The sequence below is a fragment of the Vogesella sp. genome (assembly GCF_046297735.1).
GTDB lineage: Bacteria > Pseudomonadota > Gammaproteobacteria > Burkholderiales > Chromobacteriaceae > Vogesella > Vogesella urethralis.
Genome location: NZ_JBKBHK010000021.1, coordinates 18,594 through 36,975, shown reverse-complemented (window position 1 = coordinate 36,975; position 18,382 = coordinate 18,594). Strand labels below are relative to the sequence as shown.

At 64.2% G+C, this 18,382-nt stretch carries 16 protein-coding genes; 4 read left to right on the top strand and 12 right to left on the bottom strand.

Annotated elements, in window-relative coordinates:
- Positions 1-156: 156 nt before the first annotated feature.
- From ACK4FZ_RS16510 to ACK4FZ_RS16485, 6 genes are all read right to left on the bottom strand, one after another.
- Complete coding sequence (locus ACK4FZ_RS16510) at positions 157-1,464, bottom strand: ABC transporter substrate-binding protein (RefSeq protein WP_409822817.1); 1,308 nt, start codon at positions 1,462-1,464, stop codon at positions 157-159.
- Between the two features lie 108 nt (positions 1,465-1,572).
- The gene (locus tag ACK4FZ_RS16505) at positions 1,573-2,637 is read right to left on the bottom strand and encodes a branched-chain amino acid ABC transporter permease (protein WP_144373060.1); all 1,065 of its coding nucleotides are present in this window, start codon (positions 2,635-2,637) and stop codon (positions 1,573-1,575) included.
- Between the two features lie 3 nt (positions 2,638-2,640).
- Positions 2,641-3,528, bottom strand: coding sequence for a branched-chain amino acid ABC transporter permease (locus tag ACK4FZ_RS16500; RefSeq protein ID WP_409822814.1), 888 nt, complete (start codon positions 3,526-3,528; stop codon positions 2,641-2,643).
- 110 nt (positions 3,529-3,638) lie between these two features.
- Positions 3,639-4,427: an ABC transporter ATP-binding protein gene (locus tag ACK4FZ_RS16495; protein WP_409822811.1), complete on the bottom strand. Its 789-nt coding sequence runs from the start codon at positions 4,425-4,427 to the stop codon at positions 3,639-3,641.
- Positions 4,424-6,406, bottom strand: coding sequence for an AMP-binding protein (locus ACK4FZ_RS16490; RefSeq protein WP_409822808.1), 1,983 nt, complete (start codon positions 6,404-6,406; stop codon positions 4,424-4,426). The genes ACK4FZ_RS16495 and ACK4FZ_RS16490 overlap by 4 nt, the downstream gene beginning before the upstream one ends.
- A 306-nt stretch (positions 6,407-6,712) precedes the next feature.
- Positions 6,713-7,561: a 3-hydroxybutyryl-CoA dehydrogenase gene (locus ACK4FZ_RS16485; RefSeq protein WP_409822805.1), complete on the bottom strand. Its 849-nt coding sequence runs from the start codon at positions 7,559-7,561 to the stop codon at positions 6,713-6,715.
- 201 nt (positions 7,562-7,762) lie between these two features.
- On the opposite strand from ACK4FZ_RS16485, the gene ACK4FZ_RS16480 reads away from it, so the two are divergent.
- Positions 7,763-8,167, top strand: coding sequence for a MerR family transcriptional regulator (locus ACK4FZ_RS16480; protein ID WP_144373055.1), 405 nt, complete (start codon positions 7,763-7,765; stop codon positions 8,165-8,167).
- Positions 8,168-8,245: 78 nt separating this feature from the next.
- On the opposite strand, the gene ACK4FZ_RS16475 is transcribed toward ACK4FZ_RS16480, so the two are convergent.
- From ACK4FZ_RS16475 to arsN2, 3 genes are all read right to left on the bottom strand, one after another.
- The gene (locus ACK4FZ_RS16475; protein ID WP_409822802.1) at positions 8,246-9,559 is read right to left on the bottom strand and encodes a serine hydrolase domain-containing protein; all 1,314 of its coding nucleotides are present in this window, start codon (positions 9,557-9,559) and stop codon (positions 8,246-8,248) included.
- Between the two features lie 64 nt (positions 9,560-9,623).
- Positions 9,624-10,052 carry a VOC family protein gene (locus ACK4FZ_RS16470; protein ID WP_409822799.1) on the bottom strand — a complete coding sequence of 143 codons (429 nt, stop codon included), beginning with the start codon at positions 10,050-10,052 and terminating at the stop codon, positions 9,624-9,626.
- Between the two features lie 31 nt (positions 10,053-10,083).
- Complete coding sequence (gene arsN2 / locus ACK4FZ_RS16465) at positions 10,084-10,509, bottom strand: arsenic resistance N-acetyltransferase ArsN2 (RefSeq protein ID WP_409822796.1); 426 nt, start codon at positions 10,507-10,509, stop codon at positions 10,084-10,086.
- A 137-nt stretch (positions 10,510-10,646) separates the two neighbouring features.
- Here arsN2 and ACK4FZ_RS16460 point away from each other — a divergent pair, with 137 nt between their 5' ends.
- Both ACK4FZ_RS16460 and ACK4FZ_RS16455 read left to right on the top strand, forming a co-directional pair.
- Positions 10,647-11,831, top strand: a complete 1,185-nt coding sequence (locus ACK4FZ_RS16460; RefSeq protein ID WP_409822793.1) for an acetyl-CoA C-acyltransferase — start codon at positions 10,647-10,649, stop codon at positions 11,829-11,831.
- A gap of 191 nt (positions 11,832-12,022) precedes the next feature.
- Positions 12,023-13,165, top strand: coding sequence for an acyl-CoA dehydrogenase family protein (locus tag ACK4FZ_RS16455; protein ID WP_409822790.1), 1,143 nt, complete (start codon positions 12,023-12,025; stop codon positions 13,163-13,165).
- 262 nt (positions 13,166-13,427) lie between these two features.
- On the opposite strand, the gene dsbD is transcribed toward ACK4FZ_RS16455, so the two are convergent.
- Positions 13,428-15,173, bottom strand: a complete 1,746-nt coding sequence (dsbD, locus tag ACK4FZ_RS16450; RefSeq protein ID WP_409822787.1) for a protein-disulfide reductase DsbD — start codon at positions 15,171-15,173, stop codon at positions 13,428-13,430.
- A gap of 153 nt (positions 15,174-15,326) precedes the next feature.
- On the opposite strand from dsbD, the gene ACK4FZ_RS16445 reads away from it, so the two are divergent.
- Positions 15,327-16,118 carry an alpha/beta fold hydrolase gene (locus tag ACK4FZ_RS16445; RefSeq protein ID WP_409822784.1) on the top strand — a complete coding sequence of 264 codons (792 nt, stop codon included), beginning with the start codon at positions 15,327-15,329 and terminating at the stop codon, positions 16,116-16,118.
- 2 nt (positions 16,119-16,120) lie between these two features.
- Here ACK4FZ_RS16445 and folE2 read toward each other — a convergent pair whose 3' ends face one another.
- Positions 16,121-16,918, bottom strand: coding sequence for a GTP cyclohydrolase FolE2 (gene folE2 / locus ACK4FZ_RS16440; RefSeq protein WP_409822781.1), 798 nt, complete (start codon positions 16,916-16,918; stop codon positions 16,121-16,123).
- A 129-nt stretch (positions 16,919-17,047) separates the two neighbouring features.
- Positions 17,048-18,340 carry an MgtC/SapB family protein gene (locus tag ACK4FZ_RS16435; protein ID WP_409822778.1) on the bottom strand — a complete coding sequence of 431 codons (1,293 nt, stop codon included), beginning with the start codon at positions 18,338-18,340 and terminating at the stop codon, positions 17,048-17,050.
- Positions 18,341-18,382: the final 42 nt, after the last annotated feature.

The following is an 18,382-nucleotide window of genomic DNA, read 5'->3' as shown; positions in this document are numbered from 1 at the left end:
TCCAGCGACACGCCTTTGAGTACCAGGATCACGTGGTTGTAGATGACTTCGATATTGTTGACCGACAGCAGGTAGGGCGTAGGCGTTGCTTGCATGGCGGGGCTCCTTCCGGGGCCGGGGCAGCTGCCCCGGCCGGGTGGGTCTGGTGGGTGTGGCTTATTTCTCGGCAGCACAATCGCGCAGGGTGATGCCTTTTTCCTTCACGTATTTCTCGACCGAGGCCTTGATCAGCGGCAGCGTGACGCTGGTGTCGGCCTTGATCCAGCCCGATACCGGCTTCCAGTCCTTGCCGTCCCACTGCATGAAGCGGGTGTAGCCGCTGCCTTCGTGGTTCTGGCAGCTGGTGCGTACCAGCGGGAACATATCGGTTACGCCCAGCTCTTTCTGGCGCTTGGCGTCGATATTGATGTTTTCCATGCCCCAGCGAATCTGGTCGCCGTTCAGCGTGTTGGCACCGTATTTCTTCTGCGCGGCGCGGATGGCTTCCACCATCAAGATGCCGCTGACCACGCCGCGGTTGTAATTGACGGTGCCGATGAAGCCCTTGTCCGACAGGTTGCCCTTGCCGGCGCCGTACACCACTTTTTCGATGTCCTGGATCACCGGAAACTGCTTGCCGTCCAGTGCAAAACTGCCGGCAATGTAGCCCTTGGCGGCGTCGCCGGCGGCGATGGCGTCTTCTTCCGAGCCACCCCACCAGTTGGACACGATCTGCTCACGCGGGTAGCCCACTTTCTGTGCCGACTTCAGCGCCGCTGGCGTCATCACGCCCCAGCTGCGCAGCATGACAAAATCCGGGCGCTGACGGCGGATGTCCAGCCACTGCGACTGCTGCTCGGTGCCTGGCGCCGGCACCTCGATGTGCTTCAGCTCAAAGCCATGCTTCTTGGCCATGGCGTCCAGCACCGGAATGGTTTCCTTGCCGTAGGCCGAACCGTGGTACAGGTTGACGATCTTCTTGCCCTTGAGCTTGTCCATGCCGCCCAGGCGCTGGCCGATGAACTGCACTTTCGCTGTGGCCTGGCTCCAGTAGCTGGTAATCAGCGGGAAGGTGTACTTGAAGGCACGGCCGTCCTGCGCGTCGGCGCGGCCAAAGCCCATGGTCATCAAAGGAATCTTGTCTTTCTCGGCGCGATCCATCACCGCGTAGGTAATACCGGTGGACATGAAGTTGAAGGCGCTGGCACCGCCGTTCTTGGCCTTCAGGCGCTCGTAGCACTCCACGCCGCGGTCGTTCTTGTATTCGGTTTCGCACTCTTCGTAGGTGAGCTTCACGCCACCGACGCCGCCTTCTTTCAGATTGACGTAATTGATGTAGTCGATCATGCCGCCGTAGAACTTGGCGCCACCGGACGCGTACGGCCCTACGCGGTAGCTGGGGATGGGGATGAACTGGTCGGCGGCAATGGCGCTGCCGGCCACGGTGGCCAGTACCAGGGATGCGGCGATGATGGTCTGTTTCATGGTGATCTCTCCGGATGTTGTTGTGTTGCTGCTGGGTGGCTGGTTTGCGGCCAGCCTGGTGTTATTACTGGGCCGCCACTGCCGGCCGGCAGGGCGGCGGCGGGGGGCTCAATGCGGGAACGGCCACACGCGCAGTTTTTCCTTGGCGATCTGCCACAGCCGCGCCAGGCCGTGCGGCTCCACGATCAGGAAGAAGATGATCAGGCCGCCGAACAGCATCATTTCCAGGTTGGCCAGAAACTGCGTGCTGATGGCGCCGTGAAACAGCTGGCCGACCAGGTTCAGGCAGATCGGCAGCAGCACGATGAAGGCGGCGCCCAGGAACGACCCCAGGATGCTGCCGACGCCGCCGATGATGATCATGAACAGGATCTGGAACGAGCGGTGCAGGTCGAAAGCTTGCGCGTCTACCGTGCCCAGCAGCACGAAGGCGTACAGCGCGCCGGCCACGCCGCAATAGAACGAACTGATGGCAAACGCCAGCAGCTTGGTGCGCAGCATGCGGATGCCGATCACCTCGGCGGCCACGTCCATGTCGCGCACCGCCATCCAGGCGCGGCCGATGCTGGCGCGGGCCATGTTCTTGGCCGCCAGCGCCATGAAAGCGACGATAGACAGCGTCAGCAGGTATTTGCTGGCTGGGGTGTCGATGGCGTAGCCGAAGATCTGCATCGCCGGGGCGCTGATCACGCCGGAGCTGCTGTCATTGCTGAACCAGCTGAACTTGGTGAACACCCACTCGATGAAGAACTGCGCAGCCAGCGTGGCCACCGCCAGGTAAAAGCCCTTGATGCGTAGCGACGGCAGCCCGAATGCCACCCCCACCAGCGCCGCGCACAGCCCGCCCAGAAACAGCGCCAGCAGCAGCGGCATGCCGGGGATGCGGATCATGAAGTTGTAGGTAGCGAACGCCCCCACCGCCATGAAGGCCGCCGAGCCCAGCGACAGCTGGCCGGCGTAGCCGGTCAGGATGTTCAGCCCCAGCGCCGCCAGCGACAGGATCAGGAACGGGATCAGGATGCCGGACAGCAGGTAGTCGCTGGCCAGCCCCGGTACGGCCACGAAGGCCAGCGCCAGCAGCGCCAGCATGAAGCTGCGGTCCTGCGCGATGGTAAAGATGGCGGCGTCGGCCGCGTAGCTGCTCTTGAACTGCCCCGATTCACGGTAGAACATGGTTTACACCCTCTCGATGTGTTTTTCGCCGAACAGGCCTTCAGGACGTACCAGCAGGAACAGCAGCGCCAGCATGTACGGGAACCAGTTTTCGATGCCGCCGGACAGGAACGGCCCCAGGTACACCTCGGCCAGCTTCTCGCCGGCGCCGATGATCAGGCCGCCGACAATGGCGCCCGGAATCGAGGTAAAGCCGCCCAGAATCAGCACCGGCAAGGCCTTCAGTACCACCAGCGTCAGCGCAAACTGCACGCCCAGCCGCGAACCCCACAGCAGGCCGGCCACCAGCGCCACAAAGCCGGCCACGCCCCACACGATGGCCCAGATGTGCTTCAGCGGAATGCCGACCGACATCGCGGCCTGGTGGTCGTCGGCCACGGCGCGCAGCGCCCGGCCCAGCTTGGTCTTGCTGAAGAACAGCGCCAGTGCCGCTACCAGCGTGCCGCCGACGGCGGCGGCGAACAGGTCAAACTTGGAAATGAACACGCCGGCTACGTCGAACGGTTCGTCGGTAATGCCCAGCTCCAGGCCGTGCACGTCGGTGCCCCACACCATCTGCGCCATGCCTTCCAGAAAGAAAGACAGCCCGATGGTGGCCATGAACAGGGTGATCGGCGGCTGGTTCACCAGCGGGCGCAGCACTACCCGTTCAATGCCGACACCCAGCCCTACCATCAGCACCAGCGTCAGCAGCAGTGCTAGCCAGAACGGCACCCCCATCGCCTGGATGGACACGAACGACAGCGCGGCAAACAGCACCATCGCGCCTTGGGCAAAGTTGAACACGCCGGACGCCTTGTAGATCAGCACGAAGCCCAGCGCCACCAGCGAATACATCACGCCGGCAAGCAGGCCGCCCACCAGCACCTCCAGAAAAAACTGCCATTCCATGACTTGCTCCTTTCATGCCTGCGGCCAACCTTGAATGCCTATGTCTTGCTTGCGGGCAAGGCGAGGGCGTCCGTGCCACGCGGGCACGGGTTGGGCTGCAGGCTGGGGGGTTAGTGGCTGCCGCCGAGGTAGGCGGCGATCACGTCGGGGTTGACGCGGATTTCGTCCGGGCTGCCGTCACCGATTTTCTTGCCGTAGTCCAGCACCACGATGCGGTCGGAGATATCCATCACCACGCCCATGTCGTGTTCGATCAGCACGATGGTGGTGCCGAACTCGTCGTTGACGTCGAGGATGAAGCGGCACATGTCCTGCTTTTCTTCCACGTTCATGCCGGCCATCGGCTCGTCCAGCAACAGCAGGCTGGGTTCGGCGGCCAGCGCGCGCGCCAGCTCCACCCGTTTTTGCAGGCCGTAGGGCAGGCGGCCAACCGGGGTTTTGCGGATATGCTGGATTTCCAGGAAGTCGATGATCTTTTCCACGTAGGCGCGGTGGGCCATTTCCTCGCGCTGGGCACGGCCCCAGTACAGCGCCTGCTGGATAAAGTTGGCGCGCATCTTCAGGTTGCGGCCGGTCATGACGTTGTCCAGCACGCTCATGCCCTTGAACAAGGCGATGTTCTGGAAGGTGCGGGCAATGCCCTGGCGTGCGGCTTCGTGCGGGCGCATGCGGTCGCGTGTCTTGCCGCGATAGACCACGTGACCTTGTTGCGGGTGGTAGACGCCGTTGATCACGTTGAGCATGGAGCTCTTGCCGGCACCATTGGGGCCGATGATGGACAGGATCTCGTGCTCGCGTACTTCCAGGCTGATGTTGGTCAGCGCTTTCACGCCGCCGAACGACAGCGAGATGGCGTCGGCTTGCAGGATGACGTCGCCGATTTTGCGGTGCGGGTTCATGCGGCCTCCTGGCTGATGGCGCTAAAGGTGCGGGCGTCGCGGATCTGCAGCGTGGCGCGCAGTTGGCCGCTGCGGCCGTCTTCGAATTTCACCACGGTGTCGATGCTGCACGCGCGGCTGTTGTCGTACAGGGCCTCGATCAGCGGCGCGTAGCGCTCGGCGATGAACTTGCGCCGTACCTTGCGGGTGCGGGTGAGCTCGCCGTCGTCGGCGTCCAGCTCCTTGTGCAGGATCAGGTAGCGCTTGATCTGGCTGCCGTGCAGCTTGGGGTCGCGCGCCAGGTCGGCGTTCATTTTCTCGATGCACTCGCGGATCAGCTCGTACACCGGCTCCTGGCCGGCCAGGTCGGTGTAGCCGGTGTAGGCCAGGCCGCGTTTTTCGGCCCAGTTGCCTACTGCGGTGAGGTCGATGTTGATGAAGGCGGTGGCGTAGTCGCGGCCGTCGCCGAAGGCGACAACTTCCTTGATGTGCTGGAAGAACTTCAGCTTGTTTTCCAGGTACTTGGGCGCAAACAGGCTGCCGTCGCGCAGGCGGCCAACGTCTTTGGCGCGGTCGATGATCTTCAGCTGGCCATCTTCGTCGAAGTAGCCGGCGTCGCCGCTGAACACCCAGCCTTCGTCGTTACGGGTTTCGCTGGTGGCATCCGGGCGCTGCCAGTAGCTGTGGAAGGTGCCGGGGCCGCGGAACAGTACCTCGCCGTTGTCGGCAATTTTCACTTCTACGCCGGGCACCGGCACGCCCACGGTGTCCGGCTTTACTTTGTCGTTGGGGTGTACGCACACCATCACGTAGGCCTCGGTCTGGCCGTACAGCTGCTTGATGTTGACGCCGATGGCGCGGTAGAAGTCGAACAGTTCGGGGCCGATGGCTTCGCCGGCGGTATAGGCCAGCTTCAGGCGGGTGAAACCCAGCACGTTCTTCACCGGGCCGTACACCAGGTATTCGCCCAGCTTGTAGCCCAGGCGGTCCCAGAAGCCTACCGGCTTGCCTTCCAGGATGTCGGTGCCCACGCGGCGGGCGTGGTTCATGAAGTAATGGAACAGCCAGTACTTGAAGCGGCCGGCATCTTCCATGCGGATCATCACCTGGGTCAGCAGGTTTTCGTACACGCGCGGCGGGGCAAAGTAGTAGCTGGGGCCGATCTCGCGCATGTCGGTCATTACCGTTTCGCTGCTTTCCGGGCACGACACGCAAAAGCCGGTAACTAGCGACTGGGCGTAGGAAAACAGGTTGTCGCCCACCCAGGCCATCGGCAGGTAGGCCAGCACTTCTTCGTGCTCGGTCAGCCCTTCCAGGTTGGCCGCATTGCGCGCGGTGATGATCATGCTGTCGTAGGTGTGCAGCACGCCCTTGGGGTTGCCGGTGGTGCCGCTGGTGTACAGCATGATGGCCGGGTCGCTGCCGCGGCCCATTTCCAGCATGCTCTGGTAGAACAGCGGGTGCTCGTCGTGATGGATGCGGCCGGCGCCAAGGATCTCGGCCATGTCGTACACGCCGTCGTGCTGGTAGTGGCGCATGCCGCGCGGGTCGTCGTAGACGATGGCCTGCAGCGCCGGCAGCCGGTCGCGGATTTCCAGCAGCTTGTCTACCTGCTCCTGGTCTTCCACTACCGCCATTGCCACCCCGGCATCAGCCAGCGCAAACACCATTTCCTCCGCCACCGCGTCCTGGTACAGCGGTACCGGAATGCCGCCCATGCTTTGTGCCGCCATGATCGCCATGTACAGGCGCGGGCGGTTGTCGCCTACGACCGCCAGGCGGTCGCCGCGCTTGAAGCCCTTGGCCGCCAGGCCCAGGGCCAGGGCGCGCACTTCGGCGGCCACTTGTTCCCAGGTCCAGGTTTGCCAGATGCCGAGGTCTTTCTCGCGCATGGCGGGGCGCTTGCCGCGCTGGGCGGCGTGGGCTTGCAGCAGCTTGGGAAAGGTGTCGGGCACGCTTTCCTGGGCAGCGGCAGGGCGAAGGGTTTCAGGCTTTGCCATCTCTTTGTGTCTCCTGGGTTCTTGTGTTGGCCGCAAGCGCGGCCGGGGTACAAGCAGCCCTCTGACGGGGCTTTGCGGGTAGTGCAGCAATCAAACCGGGACAAACAGGGCTGCAGCGGGGGTGGGCTGCGCAGGTGATGCAAGGCTTGTGGCCTTGTCGTTGACGTAAACGTCAACTTGATGGTTGTAAGCTAAAGCAAGCGCTCAGTTTTATGCAACAAGGTTGCAATAGGATGGGCGGATATTGCACTGCGCCATGTGGCGCTTCCGTCACAACGCCGGCGGCGCGGTGACGGAAAAGCTTGATCAGTAACGGTAAAAACCCTTGCCACTCTTGCGGCCAAGGTGGCCGGCGGCTACCAGCTGCACCAGCAGCGGGCAGGCGCGGTATTTGGAGTCGCGGAACTCGCGGTACAGGATGTCCATGATCGACAGGCAGGTATCCAGCCCGATCAGGTCGGCCAGCGCCAGCGGGCCGATGGGGTGGTTCATGCCCAGTTTCATCACGGTGTCGATGTCTTCGGCGCTGGCCAGGTTTTCGTACAGCACGAAGGCGGCCTCGTTGATCATCGGCATCAGCACGCGGTTGGACACGAAGCCGGCACCGTCTTTTACCGTCACCGGGGTCTTGCCCAGTTCCAGGCTGAGGGCGTGGATGCGGGCGTGGGTGTCGTCGCTGGTTTGCAGCGCACGGATGATTTCCACCAGCTGCATTACCGGCACCGGGTTCATGAAGTGCATACCGATCACGCGCTCCGGCTTTTTCACCCACGAGGCGATGGTGGTCAGCGAGATCGACGAAGTGTTGGACGCCAGAATGGTGTCGGCCGGTACCGCGTCGGCCAGCTGGCGGAAAATCTGTTCTTTGATCTGCGCGTTTTCGGTGGCGGCTTCCACCACCAGTTCGCAGCCGGCCAGATCGGCAAGGGCGGTGCTGCCGCGGATGCGCGACAGAATGGACACGGCCTCGTTGTCGTTGAACACGCCTTTCTTCACCAGCCGGTTGAGGCTGCTGCTGATGGCGGCCAGGCCGCGGTCCAGTGCGGCTTGCGATACGTCTGTCATGATCACGTTAAAGCCGGCCTGGGCAAAAACCTGGGCAATACCGTTGCCCATGGTGCCGGCGCCTACCACGGCTACGCTGCGGGATGTCATTGTTTGCTCTCCTTCGGGTGTTGCCGATCTGGCAATAAGTTCTAGTTTACGTTAACGTAAACTTATTGGCCATCGCAAGCGGGTCGTGTTTCGGTTTGTTGCGGTGGCGGGCTGGCAGCGTGCCGGCTTGGCGTCGCCGTATTACAATATGGCGACGCTTCATCGGCTTTTTTCACCGTCCGCACAGAATCAGGAGACGACGTGACTGCAGCAGCAGACCGCACATTCAGCATTTCCGAACTGGCACAGGAGTTCGACGTGACCACCCGTGCCATCCGCTTTTACGAGTCGGAAGGGCTGCTCACCCCGGAGCGCCAGGGCCAGCGCCGCATCTACTCGCGTCGCGACCGCGTGCGCCTGATGCTGACGCTGCGCGGCAAGCGCATCGGCCTGTCGCTGCAGGAAATCCGCGAGCTGTTCGAGCTGTACGATGCGGCCAACAACGACGAGCCGCAGCTGATGAAGTTTGTCGATATCCTGACCCGCCGCGAACAGCAGCTGACGCAGCAGATGCAGGACATCCAGCTGGTGCTGCGCGAAATCGGCCAGTTGAAGGCGCAGTGCGAGCACTGGATGGAAAAGCGCAGCGGCGGCTTGCCGGAGTAGGCAGGCCTGATCGTGGTTGGCATGCAAAAGCCGCAGCGGGTGCTGCGGCTTTTTGTTGTTGGCCAGCGCGTACCGACCCTAGCGCAGCCCCATCAAATGACGGGCCACGGCATGGTAGGCCGGCAGCGAGGTGGCATCGTTGGCCGCATTGCCGGCTACCGGGTGGCTGGCAAAACGCGCAATCACCATCTGGGCTGTCGGGTCGATATACAGTGCCTGGCCGTGCACGCCGCGTGCCATGTACGCGCCGTGGGCGTTATGGCTGACCCACCACATATTGCGGTAGCTCCAACCGGTGAGCTGGCTGTAGCCGGCTTTGGCAAAGTCGGCCTGGCTGGCGCCACGGCGGATGTCGGCGATAACGCTGCGCGGCAGGATCTGCTGCCCGTTGTATTGCCCTTGCTGCAACATCATCTGCCCAAAGCGCGCCAGGTCGCGCAGGCCGGCATTCAGGCCGCCGCCAGCAAACGGCGTGCCGGTGCTGTCCACGCTCATGTAGGCGTCTTGCTCGGCACCCAGCCGCCGCCAGATGCGTTCGGACAGCAAGTCGGCCACGTTGCGGCCGCTGACACGGGCCAGCACCCAGCCCAGCGCGTCGGTATTGGCGGTGCGGTAGTGGAAGGCCTCACCGTGTTGCCCTTCCGGCTGTACGGTCGTCAGAAATTCGTAGTAACTACGCGGCCCGCTATAGTCCGCCGGTTTGGGTAGCGGGTTGCCGGCTGCGGCGTGCGCCCAGACCTCGGCCTTGGGGTCGGCGTAGTCTTCGCTGAAACGGATGCCGGTGGTCATGTCCATCAGCTGCCGTACGGTGGCGTTGCCAAAGGCCGATGCGGCCAACTCCGGTACGTAGTGAGCTACCTGGCGGCTAGGGTCCAGCTTGCCTTCGGCCGCCAGCAGGGCGGCCAGGGTGCCGATGAAGGTTTTGGTCACCGACATCGCGCCGTGCTGGCCATCGGCCTTCAGTACCCCGATGTAGCGTTCGTACACCACCTTGCCCTTGTGCAGGATGAGCATGCCGTCGGTGTAGTTGGCCGCCAGCGACTGTTGCCAGCTGATGGGCTGCTTGCTGCCGGTCGGGGTGAAGGTCAGCGTGTCGATATCGCTGCGCAGTGCGCGTGGCAGCGTGGTGGCGGCCCCCAGCCCGCGCGAGATGTTGACGGTGGGCATGAGCTGGCGAAAGTGCGACACGCTCCAGCGCATTTGCGGAAAGCGGAAGTAACTGCCGTCTTCGAAACGGATGATCTTGTCGGCGGGTGGTGGCGAACCCACCATCCAGCCCAAGGTGGCCGGGTCGCTGGCGGCGGCATCGGGCGGGGTATTGCTGGCATGGGCGGTACTGGCCAGTAGCAGGCTGCCCAGCAGTGTCAGAGTGTGTTTTTGAGATGAAAGCATGGCATTCCTTCACGGGGCTGGGCTGCTTGGAGGTGGGGCTGGTCGCGGCGGGGTTGGCCGCAAGTCAGGTTGTGGTCCGGTCTGGCCCGACTGTCGCGGTGGCGTCGGCCTCATGGCATACCACGCACAATTTGTTGCCGTCCGGGTCGCGAAAGTAGGCGCCGTAATAATGTGCGTGGTAGTGCGGTCGCAGGCCGGGAGCGCCCTCGCAGCGGCCGCCGTGTGCCAGTGCGGCCTGGTAGGCTGCGTCCACCTGGCTGCGTGTGGCCGCCAGCAGGGCGATGGTCTGGCCGTTGCCGGGCGTGGCGGTTTGGCCGTCCAGTGGCTTGCCGATCAGCAGCAGCGGCCGCGGGCCGGGTTCGCTTTGCCAGCCGGCCCACGGCCGCGACGGGTCGCAAAAGCGTTCGCGAATGCCCAGCGCCTGCATCAGCGGGCGGTAGAAAGCGAGGGCGCGGTCAAAGTCGTTGATGCCGATGCAGATGTGCGAAAACATGGTTTTTCTCCGCAGGGTGGCGTACTGCGTGTCAAAGCGTCTTGTGCATCAGCGTGGCGCTGGCAGGGCACAGGCCGGCAAACTGCTTGCTGTGGCGGATGGCCTGCGGTGCTTGTTCGCGCACCTGTGGCTGGTAGCCGTGGCGGGCAAAGTAGGGGGCGGCGCTGGTCGTCAGCAGATAAAGCGAGGTCATGCCTTGGTGTCTGGCCCACTGCTCGGCGTGCTGCAACAAGTGGCTGGCCAGGCCCTGGCCTTGCGCGGCAGGCGCGGTGGCGACCGAGCGCAGCAAACCGTCGTGACCGTGGCGCTCGATGCCGGCCACCGCCAGCCATTGACCGTGTTGCTGGATGCCGAACAGGGTGAGATCCGGGCGGCTGAAAACATCGTCGCAGGGCAGGCCGGCGGCGTGTAACAGTGGCTGTGCGGCTTCGGCTTGGGGCAGGGTGTTGATTTGCATGGTAGTCACCTTGTTTTGTCTGCATCATGATGATGCCATCTGTGCTGCGGTGTCTACGCCACAGCGTACCGTGTCGGGCTTGAAAAGATTGCCATGTTTACGTTAACGTAAACGTTATCTAACCGGAGGCGTGAATCATGCACAACGAAGCGATCGTGATTGTCGGTATGGCCCGTACGGCCATGGGTGGGTTTCAGGGCGTATTTGCCAGCCAGAGCGCCAGCGACCTGGGCGCGGTCGCCATCCGCGCTGCTGTGGCACGTGCCGGCATTGCGCCGGATGCGGTGGAAGAGGTGATCATGGGCTGCGTGCTGCCTGCCGGGCAGGGCCAGGCGCCGGCGCGCCAGGCAGCCATCAAGGGCGGGCTGCCGCTGGCGGCGGGTGTTACCACCATCAACAAGATGTGCGGTTCCGGCATGAAGGCGCTGATGCTGGCCAACGACCTGCTGAAAGCCGGTGCGGCCAAGGTGATGGTGGCCGGCGGCATGGAAAGCATGAGCAATGCGCCGTATGTGATCCCGAAAGCACGGGGCGGCCTGCGCCTGGGCCACGGCGAGATCAAGGACCACATGTTCCTCGACGGCCTGGAAGACGCCTACGACAAGGGCCAGCTGATGGGGGTGTTTGCCGAAGCCTGCGCCGACAAGTACGGCTTTAGCCGCGCCGCGCAGGACGAATACGCCATCGCGTCGCTGACCCGTGCACAGCAAGCCATCCACAGCGGTGCCTTTGCCGGCGAGATTGCACCGGTCACCGTCAGCGGCCGCAAGGGCGACGAGGTGGTGAGCGTGGACGAGCAACCGCTGAAGGCCAATCTGGACAAGATCCCCACGCTGAAGCCGGCTTTCCGCAAGGACGGTACCGTGACGCCGGCCAACGCCAGCTCCATTTCCGACGGCGCCGCCGCGCTGGTGCTGATGCGCGAAAGCGACGCGCTGGCGCAGGGCCTGACCCCGCTGGCGCGCATTGTCGGCCACAGCACCCACGCGCATGAGCCGGCGTGGTTTTCCACCGCCCCGGTGGGCGCCATGCAAAAGTTGTTTGCCCAAACCGGCTGGACGGCGGACGACGTTGACCTGTTCGAGATCAACGAAGCGTTTGCCGTGGTGACCATGGCCGCCATGCACGACCTGGGTCTGCCGCACGCCAAGGTCAACGTCAACGGTGGTGCCTGCGCGCTGGGTCACCCGATCGGCGCGTCCGGTGCCCGCATCGTGGTGTCGCTGATTGCGGCGCTGCAGGCGCGCGGCGGCAAGCGCGGCGTGGCCAGCCTGTGTATCGGCGGCGGCGAAGCCACCGCCCTGGCGGTAGAGCTGGTGTAACTTGTTTTCTGCCACGGAAGGCACGCAGGCCGATATCTTTTAGCCACGAAATCCACGAAAAACACCAAATGGGCGGCGTTCTTGTGGAGGTTTTGTCCGTGGTTTTCGTGTCTTTCGTGGCAACAGGGTTTGCCTTTGCCTGCACAAGCAGGGTTGGCCGCCATCACGCATAGAAAAGCAAAGGAATCAGCATGTTGCTGACTACAGAACAAGAACAGGTAGTGGACGCGGTACGCCGCTTTGTGGCCAGCGAGGTCGCGCCGCATGCGGCAGCGTGGGACCGTGAACACAGCTTTCCGCGCCAGGCGCTGCACGGGCTGGGCGAACTGGGCTGCTTCGGCCTGACGGTATCGCCGGATTGGGACGGCGCCGGCTTCGATTACCTGACGCTGGCGGCGGTGATCGAAGAAATCGCCGCCGGTGACGGTGCGCTGTCTACCATCATTTCGGTGATCAACTCGGTGGGTTGCGGCCCGATCGAGCGCTTCGGTAATGACTGGCAGAAAGACACCTTCCTGCGCCGCATCGCCCGTGGCGAATGGCTGTCGGCGTTCTGCCTCACCGAGCCGGATGCAGGGTCTGATGCGGCCAACCTGCGCAGCCGCGCCGTGCGCGACGGCGACGATTACGTCATCAATGGCGTCAAGCAGTTCATCACCAACGGCAAGCACGCCGATGTGGCCATCGTGTTTGCGGTAACCGACCCGGCAGCCGGCAAGAAGGGCATCAGTGCGTTTCTGGTGCCCACCGCCACCCCCGGTTACACCGTGGCCAAGGTAGAGGACAAGCTGGGCCAGCACGCGTCGGACACCTGCCAGATCGTGTTCGATAACGTACGGGTGCCGGCCAGCCACCGTCTGGGGGCGGAAGGCGAGGGCTACAAGATCGCGCTGGCCAACCTGGAGTCCGGCCGCATCGGCATTGCTGCGCAGTGTCTGGGCATGGCACGAGCAGCGCTGGAGTTTGCCACCCGCTACGCCACCGAGCGCCACACCTTTGGCCAGCCCATCATCCGCCACCAGGCGGTGGGTTTCCGTCTGGCCGAGGCGGCGGCACGGCTAGAGGCGGCCCGCCAGCTGGTGTGGCACGCTGCTGCGCTGAAAGACGCCGGCAAGCCCTGCCTGAAGGAGTCCAGCATGGCCAAGCTGATGGCGTCGGAAATGGCCGAGGCCGTGTGCTCGGCGGCCATCCAGACGCTGGGCGGCTACGGTTACCTCAGCGACTACCCGGTGGAGCGCATCTACCGCGACGTGCGCGTGGCGCAGATTTACGAAGGTACGTCGGACGTGCAGAAGCTGGTGATTGCGCGGGCGCTGGAAGACGCGTTGCGCTAAGCGCCGGGCGGGCGGCCAGGGTTGGCCGCAGGGCAGACGTGGCAAGGGCCGGTGCGTGCACCGGCCCTTGCGATATGGCAGACAAAGCCTGTTTGCCATGCACACGGGCTTTGTGTTGTGAACGGGAAGGCTGCCGATTCAACGGCTGGTGGTGGGCGGCCCGGCTGTGCCGGGTCCGATAAGGTATTGGCGGCTAAGTTGTGCGCAGCCTGGCAAGGGCCGGAGCAAGCACCGGCCCTTGTATCTTTCGCCACTCATGCCGTCAGCGGCCAACCTTGTCCAGCGAAGCGGCAAAGTCACCGGCGTCCTGGTAGCCGATGACCTTGTGCACCAGCTCACCCTGCGCGTTGTACAGCATGATGCCCGGCGGGCCGTACAGGCCGAAGTGCTGTAACAGCGCATGGTGTTCGGCGTTGTTGGCAGTCACGTCGGCTTTCAGTAGGCGCAGCTTGCCCATACGGGTGGCAATATCCGGGTGGCGGAAGGTGGTTTCTTCCATCTCGATGCAGCTCACGCACCAGTCGGCGTAGAAATCCAGCATGACCGGCTGGCCGGCAGCTTTGGCTTTCGCCAGTGCCGCGTCCAGCTCGGCAAGGTTGGCTACCGGCTGGAACACCGGCTTGGCGGCCAATTGGCCTTGCCAGATAGCGGCCAGCGGCAAGCGCGGCGACGGCGCGCCGGTGGCGGCGCCGACGATTTGCAGCAGGCCGGCCAGCGTCAGCATGGTGGCAATGGCGCTCAATAGCCAGCGGCCAACGCCGCGTGCAGCCGGCCGTTGCCGGCTCAGCAGCAGCCACCAGGCGCTGCCCAGCGCCAGCGTGCCCCATAGCAGCATGGTCAGCCAGACCGGCAGGAATGGGCCGGCCATCCAGATGGCCACGCCCAGCATTACCACGCCGAAGGTGTATTTCACCTGCTGCATCCAGGCGCCGGCGCGCGGCAGGATGTGGCCGCCAAAGGTGCCGACCAGCAGCAGTGGCAGGCCCAGGCCCATCGCCATGCTGTACAGCGCGGCGCCGCCCAGTACCGCGTCGCCGGTTTGGCCGATGTAGCCCAGCGCCAGCGCCAGCGGCGGTGCTACGCAGGGGCCCACCAGCAGCGCAGACAGCGCGCCCATGGCAAACACGCTGGCCAGGCGGCCGCCGCCCAGCTTGTTGCTTTGCGTGGCCAGCCGGCTTTGCAGCGCCGACGGCAGCTGGATGGTAATCAGGTCGAACATGGCCAGCGCAAACACCACCATCAGCGCGCTGGCGGCCAGAATCACCGCTGGCTGCTGTAACCAGACGGTGAGCAGGCTACCGGTTTTGCCGGCAATCACGCCGACGGCGGTGTAGGTGAGCGCCAGGCCTTGCACGTAGGCAAAGGTCAACACAAAGCCGCGCGTCTTGTTGAGGCGCTGGCCCTGGCCGGCCACCATGCTGGAAACAATCGGCAGCAGCGGGTACATGCAGGCGGTAAACGCCATGCCGATGCCGGCCAGCAGGAAGGTGAGCAGCGTGCCCAGCCATTGCTGCCGGCTCAGCGTCGGGGCGGCGTCGTCAGCGCTGGCAGCCGGGGTCAGCCAGTCGGCCAGCCCGCCGCTGCCCGGCTTCAGCTTGTGGGTGTACGGCGGGTAACACAGGCCGGCGTCGGCACAGCCCTGGATGGTGGCCAGCAGCGTGAAGTTGTCGGGTAGGGCTGCCGCCGTGATCGGCACGGTAAAGGTTACACGCTGGTGGTATACCTGCTGCAGGCCGAAGTACGGGTCCTGCTTGGCTTCGCCAGCGGGCAGCTGCGGGGTGCCCACCACGCCGGCCGGCTCGCTGCCGATGCGGGTGCGGTCGCGGTACAGGTAGTAGCCGGGGGCAATATCCACGTGCACCAGCAGTTGCTGGCCCTGTTGTTCCAGCCGGGCGGCAAACGCTTTTTCGGGGGGGAGCAGGTCGTTCGGGTCCAGTGCGCTGGCCGGCAGGGCGGCCAACAGCAGCAGGGGGAACAGCCAGTGAAACAGACGCGACAATGCGGGCATGATGGTTTCGGGCAGACAAATGAACAGGGGTAGACCACGCCGGTAGCAGGGCGTTCCGGCGCGACGCAGCTTATCACAGCCGCCGTGTCGTGGTGGCAGCAGGCGTTTAAACGAGTGTTTGCTTATGCTAATGTCGCGTCAGAGGAGAACAATATGGATAAGACCATTCACTTTGCCCACGCCAACAGCTTTCCGGCGCCCATTTATCGCCAGATGCATGCGGTATGGCAGCAGGCTGGTTACGCGGTGGGCTACTTGCCGTGCAGCGGCCACGACCCGCGCTATCCGGTAAGCGATGGTTGGCCGCAGCTGGTAGACGAAATGTTGGCCTTCATGCAGGCGCGCTATCACGGCCCGGTGCACGCGGTGGGGCATTCGCTGGGTGGCATATTGCTGTTCCTGGCGGCCATCCGTGCCCCCGAGCGCTTTCGCAGCGTGGTGTTGCTGGATTCACCGCTGCTGTCGCCACAGCGCGCCTTCGGCATCTGGCTGGCCAAGCGGCTGGGCTTTATCCAGAACGTGACCCCCGGCGGTACCGGCACCCTGAAACGGCGCGATAACTGGGCCAGCGTGGCATCGGTGTACGACTACTTTGCGCGCAAGGCCGCGTTTGCGCGCTGGGCGCCCGAAGTGCTGCACGACTACGCCGAGCTGGGTACCGAAGACAACGGCCAGGGCGGCCGCCGCCTGCTGTTCCGCCCGCAGGTAGAGCACGATATCTATGGCACGCTGCCGCACCATTACTGGCAGCTGCGCGGCCAACTGCAGGTGCCGATGCACTACGTGGCCGGCGCTGGCAGCGATGTTACCGGCCCCAGTGATCTGGCCTTCATGCAAAAGCACTTCGGCGCCCGCATTCACTGGCACCCCGGCAGCCATTTGTTCCCGATGGAGCAGCCGCAGGCCAGCGCCGCGTTCGTACTCACCCTGTTGCAGCCGGGCTGAGCTCAGTTGGCCTGCAGGTCGCGGCTGTCGATGCGGGCGTAGGCCGAGTGGTTGTGGATGGACTCGAAGTTTTCCGACGACACCACAAAGTGGCGGATACCAGCCACGCCTTGCAGTGCGACAGCCACGTCGCGCACCAGGTCTTCCACGAATTTGGGGTTGTCGTACGCCTGCTCGGTCACCACTTTTTCATCGCTGCGCTTCAGCAGGCCGTACAGCTGGCACGACGCCTGCGCCTCGGCCAATTCAATCAGCGTGTCGGCGTTCAGGCCATTGTCGGCTTCAGCTTCGATGATGATGTGCGAGCGCTGGTTGTGCGCGCCGTAGCGCGAAATCTGCTTGGAACACGGGCACAGGCTGGTCACCGGTACCGTCACCTGCAGCCGGTAACGGTAGTGGCCGTGTTGCAGGCTGCCGTCCAGGCATACCTGATAGTCCAGCAAGCTCACCACACCCGACGCCGGCGCCGTCTTGTGGCGGAAGTAGGGGAAGCTCAGCCGGATGCGGGCGCTGTCGCTTTCCAGCCGCGCTGCCGTGGCGCGCACCAGCGCCTCGAAGCCCTCGGCGTCTAGCGCGGCCTGCTGCTCGTGCATCAGCGCCACAAAGCGCGACATGTGGGTGCCTTTTTGCGTGGCGGGTAGCGCCACCGTCAGCTGGCAGTCGGCAATGGTGTGCTGCAGCTGGCCGTCCGGCTGGCGGATGGCCAACGGGTGGCGCAGGCCCTTGATGCCTACTTTGCGGATGGGGATGCGGCGCAGGTCGGGGTGGTTTTGTACGTCAGGAATGGCAAACGCGGTCATGATCGGCATTCGATTAAAAGTGTTACGGTATAACATATTGCCATCGATGGATAGTTACGGCAAACGGATAAGAAAAGCCCGCCGTGCAGTGCAGGGCGGGCTGGATAGGGTGGTGAGTGACTGCGGCGGCTAGCTTGCGGCCAACCATAGCCCCAGCAGCAGGCCCAGCATCGACATACCCAGTGCCGGCGCGCAGGCGCCGGCCAGGTCGCGGCCGCCGATGCTGGCGATCAGGCCAAACTTGAACAGCGTATTGGTGAACACGGCCAGCGCCATGCTCACCAGCAGCGGGGTCAGCGCCAACTGCTGCTGGCCGAACAGCTCCAGCGCGGTCAGGCTGATGGCGTCCACGTCATTGAGGCCGGATACGATGGCCACCACGTACAAGCCGCTTTCGCCAAACAGGTCGCGCAGCCAGGCCGAGCACAGCATCACCACGGCAAACATGGCGGCAAAACCCAGCGCAATGCTGAGTTTGGCCGGGTTTTTCAGCGTCAGCTCGGGCGTGTTTTCCGGGGTGGCACTGCGTTTGCCCAGCAAGAAAATGGTGGCCAGGCCCGCCAGCAGCGCCGGCAGCATCATGCCGGCCACGCTACGGGCGCCAGATGGCGCGATGGCCAGTGCCAGCAGGCTGAGGCGCACGAACAGCACCATATTGGCCAGCAGGATCACCTTGGTACACAGCCGCAGCGAACCAGGGTTGGCCGCCGCCTCGCGCGCGTACACCAGGCTGGTGGCGGTGGTGGATACCAGGCCGCCCAGAATGCCCAGCACCGGCGCGCCCACGCGTTCGCCCAGAATTTTCACCGCCAGGTAACCCGCCAGGCCAACGCCGACGATCAGCACCACCAACAGCCAGATGCGGTGCGGGTTGAAGGCCTGGTACGGGCCGAAGCCCTGGTTGGGCAGGATGGGCAGGATGATGAAGGTGAGCGCGGCAAACTGCAGCAGCGATAGCAGATCCTGCCGCTCCAGCTGGTTGGAAAAGTTGGACAGCTCCGGCTTCAGGTACAGCAAGCCGGTGGTGATGATGCCCAGCGCGATGGCCAGTTCGGTATTGCCCAGCCCCACCATCAGCCCCAGCGTGTAGGCAATCAGCAGCGCAATCACCGACGTGGTGCGTGGCTCGGGGCCGGCTCCTTCGCCGCCGCCGTTACCCAGCGGCAGAAAGCCCAGCATGGCCACCGCCAGCAGCCCGGCCGGCATCAGCCACGGCAGCGTGGTTTGTGCGGCCAACATGGCCAGCATGGTGCCCAGCAGGCTTACCAGCGGAAAGGTGCGGATGCCGGCCAGCACGCGGCGCTTGCGTTCGCGCTCCACGCCGATCAGCAAGCCGATGCCGAGGCTGGACAGCAGCATCGGCAGCGCGGCGTACGGGGTGTTGTCCAGTTGTAGCCACTGGTTGACGTCCAGGCTTGTCATGATTGTTTCCTGTTGACGGTAGTGTTGCGGCCCGCGGCAAAG